This is a genomic window from Streptomyces rishiriensis, from assembly GCF_003112535.1.
In the GTDB taxonomy this organism is placed as follows: Bacteria; Actinomycetota; Actinomycetes; order Streptomycetales; family Streptomycetaceae; genus Streptomyces; species Streptomyces rishiriensis.
In genome coordinates, this window is the sequence record NZ_BEWA01000067.1 from 1 (window position 1) to 1,487 (window position 1,487).

1 protein-coding gene is annotated in these 1,487 nt (G+C 69.6%); it reads right to left on the reverse strand.

Annotated elements, in window-relative coordinates; translation table 11 throughout:
* A partial coding sequence (locus Sri02f_RS40915; protein WP_245971044.1) for an IS4 family transposase occupies positions 1-1,373 on the reverse strand: 1,373 nt, incomplete at its 3' end.
* Positions 1,374-1,487: the final 114 nt, after the last annotated feature.

Genomic DNA, 1,487 nt, shown 5'->3' on the forward strand with positions numbered 1-1,487 from the left:
GTTAGGGCGGGGCTGAGGGTGTCAAGGGCCGCTCGTGAGCATGGCGATGCTGATGGTGGCTTTGTAGGTGGTGCGGTCGATGGCGGGTCCGCGTGCGTTGTATTTGGAGATCGCGCGTTTGACGATGCGGTCTTTGGTGCGGACCCGCCGGGCGGGTAGTAGGTGGGCCAGGACGTGGCGGCCGATGGCGCCGACGAGGTCGATGTCGGTGCCGGGGTGACGCCGGCGGCCAGGACGAGCTGGTCGCGTGCGGCGGCGAGGGCAGTGGTGAAGCCGGCCCGGTCCGGGTCGGTGCCCGGGACGCTGTCGGTGGCGTCGGTCATCGCAGTGCGTAATGCCTGGTAGGCGGTCAGCAGGGCCCAGACCTCCTGCTCAATGCCGTCCGGGGTGCGGGCCCGCAGGACACGGCCGCCCAGGAACGTGGACTTCAGTTCCGCATAGGCCGTCTCGACCTCCCAGCGCTCGTGGTAGAGCCGGACGAGCTCCCCGGCCGGGTGGGTGGCAGGGTCGGTGAGGGTCGTCAGCAGCCGGTAGTGGCCGGTGCGTGTGCCCTGAGCAGTGCGGATGGTGATCTCGGCGTCGATGACCCGCACGGTCAGCGCTCCGATGCGGGTCAGTACCGAGCCGTCACGGCAGCGGGCCACCGTTGGCAGCTTCCGGTTGGCCTTGCAGCGCACGAGCAGATCGGTGCCGGTGGCGGCGAGCTGGTTCAGCAGTGCGGCGGCGGCGAAGTTCCGGTCGCCCAGCAGCAGCATCCCGGCCCGAAGGTCCACCGCCAGGCGGCGGGCGTACTCCAGCTCACCGGTTGCGGCGGGACCGAACACGGCCCCGATCACCGACCGGGTCCCGCAGGCCACCAGCACGGCCAGACGCAGCTGCGGATAGCCCGAGATCCCGTTGCCGAGCCGCTGCCGGGTGAACACCGCGAGGTTGGCCGGACAGTCCGGAACCGACAGCAGGGTGCCGTCGACCGCGACGATTCTCAGACCCCGCCACCGCCCGGCGGCGGCGGTTGTGGCCGCGGGTCCGCTCACCAGATGGAACAGCGCTTTCATCGGTGCCGGACCCAGCCGCTGTCGCGCTTGGCGAAGCGCGCTGCCGCTGGGCCGAACCGGTGCCAGGCCCGACAGCCCGGCGCACAGCCGGTCGAAGACCTGCCGGTAGCCCAGCCCGTTGAAGAGCACTCCGGCCAGCAGCAGGTAGACCGTGACCCGCGCCGGCACAAGACGGATCCTGCGCTGCACCGCACCGGTCTCCGCCAGCACCTCGTCAACCATCTCGAACGGGACGACCCGGGTCAGCTCACCGATATGCCCCGGCGCGAACACCCCGTCCGCTACCCCGACCGTCCTTGTTATGGCAGCCTGTTCCAACAGCGGAGCTCCTGTAGTGAGGATGTCTTGGAGGACAAACCTCTTCTACAGCAGCTCCGCTGCCTCGTTCACCAGCCTTGACGAACAGCCCACACGCCTAACTGAACGGCGTTG